This is a genomic window from Pseudaeromonas pectinilytica, from assembly GCF_054780855.1.
Genome location: NZ_BAAGVN010000253.1, coordinates 1 through 3,031 on the forward strand (window position 1 = coordinate 1; position 3,031 = coordinate 3,031).

Below are 3,031 nucleotides of genomic sequence, written 5' to 3' on the forward strand. Positions count from 1 at the left end.
AGCGGTCATGACGGGCCAGCCTTATCCTGACGTATTCAACCTGACCTCGGCTTAGTCAAGCCGGGGCCGGTGAACGGTTACGTACAGGGTGCCCGCGGGCAGACGTTCATGGCTCAGGGTCCAGTAGCCATCCGGCTGCCGGGTCATCGGCAGGGTTTGCGGTCCGGCTTCGAGTAACAGAGCCAGGGATTGACGCTCGGGCGCGAAGACCCGAAAGGCCGATTGGCCCTGTTCGTTGTAGTAATGACCTAGTGCAACCATGTTTCCCCCAGTGATTGGTGCCGATGTTGGCTTCCATCTTGGCCGTCGTGGGCTCGTCTGATGGTACGGGTTCCACTCTAACCTGTTCCGGTCGTGTCACCACAGGGGCGGGGGCGGATTATGGGGGTGGAACGGGATCTTGATCGCTGATTGGCCGGGTGGCGGCCACCACCGGGCCTGGCTTCCGGAGTTAGCCTCCGGACTTGGCTTCCGGATCATGCCGCGATCCGGTTCCGCCTTGCCGACGCTGGCGATCTGCCCACCTGCGGCGGACGGCGGCGGGCCAAGGGGGAAAAGGCCTCGCTACGCCATCCATGGCTTCGCAATCCGCTCGGGCTATCCCTGCCCTCGCGCCAAATCGGGGCCGGGATAATCAATCCCGTCCAAACACCGATTTGGCCCCTTGGCAATCCCGGGCCCAGGTTTATGCCGACTGCCGGGAAGGCCCCGAGCTGCGGGCTGCCCTCCACCGGCCGGGAGCCACACGCCATCCCTGGCGTGACGCTCCCTCTCCCGGTCATCCTGACCGCTCACCGGTTACGAACATCCCTTCACTCGGCCCAGCAGACGGCCTCGGGCTTTGGTGAATAGGGGCCTTGGGCCCACGCTCATTCTATGGTCGAGATTCAAATCTGGATTTGATTTGGACCGGTTTCGGTCATCCTGACCGTTCACCGGTTATGAGCATTCCTTCACTCGCCCCGACAGACGGCCTCGGGCTTGGGTGAGTTGGGCGTTGGTTCAATGCCGATTAGTCGCTAATGGGGTTAGGCCCTGGATCTGTAGGAAACGATCAAAAGGTAGTACCTATGCACTTTTCGAAAATGGAATACATAGGTTGGTAATGGCAGTGATAACCGGCGATGTTGGCGTGTAACCACTCATCGGCATCGGTCAATGACCAGTCAATCTCATAACCGCAGTTGATGATCATGTGCTCGAATAGAATGCGTTGTGCTCGCCCGTTTCCTTCGCGAAAGGGATGAACAATATTTAGTTCTGCATAGAATTCAGCGATGCTTTTTATCAGCTCATGGCGCGGTAGCTCGATAAAGAGCTGGCCATAATTGACACCCGCGAATAATTTCTCTGCTTCAACTCGTATGCGTTGATATGAGCAAAAACGAGTGTCACCTTTTGATATATCAATGGTTCGGAATTTCCCAGCCCAAGGATATAAATCACTAAACAGTGCTTTATGAATCAGAGCAAGGTAGTTCAGATCGTAAGGTGGAGGGGTGAATTCAATGGCGTTGGCACATAGAGCCGAGATGTCGCGTTCAGCCTCTTCGAGCCATATATCATCATGAATATCGAGAGCATTGATCAGAATATCGGAACCGGGATAACAATAGGGATCAGATCCGGTTCCGTACTTGTCCCGACTCATTGGCTCACTCGAGACCGATATTTCTGCAGCAGACTCTCTTTGCTGGATGCGATATCGGTAACTGGCTTGATTCCCTCAAGACGCAGGCTGGCCGCGTAATTTCGGGCGCGAACCTTGGCGGCAAAGGCCTGCTTTTCTTCCAGTGTCGGCTTACTCATGCTGCTCTCCCGAGAACTTCTGTTCGCGGATTATAAATCCGGCGACCAAGGCTGGCTATGTCTCTTTGCTGGTCAGTAGCCTGCGGAATAATAGGTCCTTGGGCTGGCCGGGTTTTGCCTCGACTCGGTCAGTTATCCGGACTACCGTCCGGGTTCTGGAACGGTAACGTCCGTTCCGTCGTTTGTCGGCAACGACGGATTGCCGATCGGCCGAGATAGCGGCCATCTGTTTGTCCGGTTCCGCCTTGCCGACGCTGGCGATCTGTCCACCTGCGGTGAACGGCGGCGGGCCAAGGGGGAAAAGGCCTCCCCCTTGGCAATCCCGGGCCCGGGTTTTTGCCGACTGCCGGGAAGGCCCCGAGCTGCGGGCTGCCTCCACCGGCCGGGAGCCACACGCCATCCCTGGCGTGACGCTCCCTCTCCCGGTCATCCTGACCGTTCACCGGTTATGTGCATCCCTTCACTCGGCCCGGCAGACGGCTTCGGGCTTTGGCGAGTTGGGCATGGGATGCCCATTGGATCTATGGTCGAGATTCAAATCTGGATTTAGCTTGATCCGGTTCCGCCTTGCCGACGTTGGCGATCTTGCCCACCTGCGGCGGACGGCGGCGGGCCAAGGGGGAAAAGGCCTCCCCCTTGGCAATCCCGGGCCCGGGTTTATGCCGACTGCCGGGAAGGCCCCGAGCTGCGGGCAGCCCTCCACCGGCCGGGAGCCACACGCCATCCCTGGCGTGACGCTCCCTCTCCCGGTCATCCTGACCGCTCACCGGCTACGAACATCCCTCCACTCGGCCCGGCAGACGGCTTCGGGCTTGGGTGAATAGGGGCATTGCGATGGAGCGCCTGCTGAACGCAGCGAAACTCAATTTGCTGATTTGTTGATGAATACTTATCGTCGGTTGAAGTCATACAGAGGCCTAAATGCCTTTGATTTATGAAGATTTGAGTCAATTAATAATTTATCGATGGCTGTTATTTGAGCTGAAGTCATCGGTTCGAAATCAATAAAATTAAATAGCTGTTCCCTAACAATTGCTGCTAACTTGAGAGGGGCAGCCAAGCTGCAATGGTCTATGTCAAAGCAATATACAAAAAGTTCGTCACTCAAATATGTTTCTATTTGGTTCTTTATCTTCCCCCCAGGGCGGGATCGCACTTTGTTAATGAAATTTGAACAGGCTGATCGTCTGTGATCTAATCACGCCTCCATGCAGGAGGCGCG

The 3,031-nt window shown here is 56.5% G+C and carries 3 protein-coding genes; all 3 read right to left on the minus strand.

All coding sequences use genetic code 11. The annotated features are described in order from the left end of the window. Positions 1-51: 51 nt before the first annotated feature. The 3 genes from ACYVG7_RS10770 to ACYVG7_RS10780 all read right to left on the minus strand — a co-directional run bounded on the left by ACYVG7_RS10770 (position 52) and on the right by ACYVG7_RS10780 (position 1,809). Entirely contained in the window at positions 52-261 is a 210-nt protein-coding gene (locus ACYVG7_RS10770; protein WP_460883112.1) for an early set domain-containing protein, read from the minus strand. 793 nt (positions 262-1,054) lie between these two features. Beyond that, the gene (locus ACYVG7_RS10775; protein ID WP_460883113.1) at positions 1,055-1,651 is read right to left on the minus strand and encodes a putative adenosine monophosphate-protein transferase Fic; all 597 of its coding nucleotides are present in this window, start codon (positions 1,649-1,651) and stop codon (positions 1,055-1,057) included. Further along, entirely contained in the window at positions 1,648-1,809 is a 162-nt protein-coding gene (locus ACYVG7_RS10780) for a YhfG family protein (protein WP_460883114.1), read from the minus strand. The genes ACYVG7_RS10775 and ACYVG7_RS10780 overlap by 4 nt, the downstream gene beginning before the upstream one ends. Positions 1,810-3,031 lie beyond the last annotated feature (1,222 nt).